The following is a 1,383-nucleotide window of genomic DNA, read 5'->3' as shown; positions in this document are numbered from 1 at the left end:
CCGCACCGGGCGTCGCGCCAGGCGCGCATGGCGACGTATTCGACCGTCCACGGACCGATGCCGGGCAGGCCGAGCAAAGCCTTCCGCAGGTCGGCCGTGTCGGCCGCAGGATCATCCACGGGCACGTCGCCTTGTGCCACCGCATGAGCAAAACCCTGTAGCGCGGCGACGCGTTTTCCCGGCATGCCGATCGCTGCGAGGTCGACTGTCGCCAGCGCATGCGGCGTCGGGAAGCGCCATGCGGTTGCCGCGTGCGGATGGCCTTCGATACGCTCGCCGGCGCGTTCGACCAGCCGGCCGACGATGGTGGTCGCAGCTTTTACGCTGACTTGCTGGCCGACGACGGTGCGCACCACCAGTTCGAACGCTGACCACGCACCGGGCACACGCAAGCCCGGCGCCGCCTTGAATAGCGGCGCCAGCCACGGATCGCGCGCCAGGTGTTTGCGGATGCGTCTGGTATCCGTCTGCAAGTCGAACATGCGGCTCAACGGTGCGACCAGCGCATCGGCGTAACGGCTGGCCTTGCCGTTGATCTCCGCGACCAGGCAATCCTTGTCGGGATGACGCGACACGGCCAGCGTCCCGTGGTCGCCGTTCCATTCGATGGCGCGCAGGTAAACGCCATTTTCAACTGCTTCTACACCGGCCGTGGCGCGCCCGCCGAAGAAGCGCAGCAGGCGCTCCCAGTCGAGCGGCGGCTGGAACGCCAATTCACGAACGGCAGCGGATGGGGGCTTGTGGGCGGACATGTTTGCGCGGGAGAGAATTGTGCCGGAGGGTGGAAGCACGATCATATATTGCTTCGCCCGCACCAACACGAAGAGAGGGGATTTGCTGATCGCGCCGCACGTTCGTCAGCTTGATGATGGCGTGGCGCATATAAGCGCTTACTCGCAATTCATCCGTGATTGAAGTCTCCCCTCGTGGCGAATTTATGATGCGGCGGAAAAGAAAAAGACTAAAGAAGGTTCTCCTTCAATAGAAAATTTCAACGCGCAAAAAACATTCTTATGAGTATAATGTTTCAAAACAAGAACTTATTGTTGTGCCGTGAGAGCGGATTTATCCGGGGGGACAATCGATGATTTCATTTGCAACTGCGCCATTCCTGGGCGCAACCTTGGCGGCGCTGTGCTTGGTGCTGGCAGGCCTGGTGTTTATTTTTCAACAAGTCATTGCTGAGCGACGCTACGTGCGTTTGCGTGCCGAGTATGAAGCGCGCCGGATGGCTTATTTTGCAGCCGAATCCACAGTCGCATCTGAAGCGGGCGACGATCTGCGCGTCATCGACGAAAGCGTTGTGCGCTGCTGATTTCTGTTACGCAATTCTCCGATGTAGTTCACCTGCGGGGAATCTTCCGCAATTTGGCTTGCAAGCCG

The 1,383-nt window shown here is 60.1% G+C and carries 2 protein-coding genes; one reads left to right on the top strand and one right to left on the bottom strand.

The features are described 5' to 3' along the window. Nucleotides 1-752: DNA-3-methyladenine glycosylase family protein (locus HLUSI_RS27210; protein WP_040503205.1), on the bottom strand; the 752-nt coding region annotated here is incomplete at its 3' end. A gap of 332 nt (nucleotides 753-1,084) precedes the next feature. Between HLUSI_RS27210 and HLUSI_RS0105890 the strand changes: the two genes are divergently transcribed. Next, nucleotides 1,085-1,315, top strand: a complete 231-nt coding sequence (locus HLUSI_RS0105890) for a hypothetical protein (protein ID WP_016833088.1) — start codon at nucleotides 1,085-1,087, stop codon at nucleotides 1,313-1,315. Nucleotides 1,316-1,383 lie beyond the last annotated feature (68 nt).

The sequence above is a fragment of the Herbaspirillum lusitanum P6-12 genome, assembly GCF_000256565.1.
Lineage (GTDB): Bacteria > Pseudomonadota > Gammaproteobacteria > Burkholderiales > Burkholderiaceae_D > Herbaspirillum > Herbaspirillum lusitanum.
Note: the sequence above shows the minus strand (reverse complement) of the source record. Positions and strands in the feature narration are given on the sequence as shown.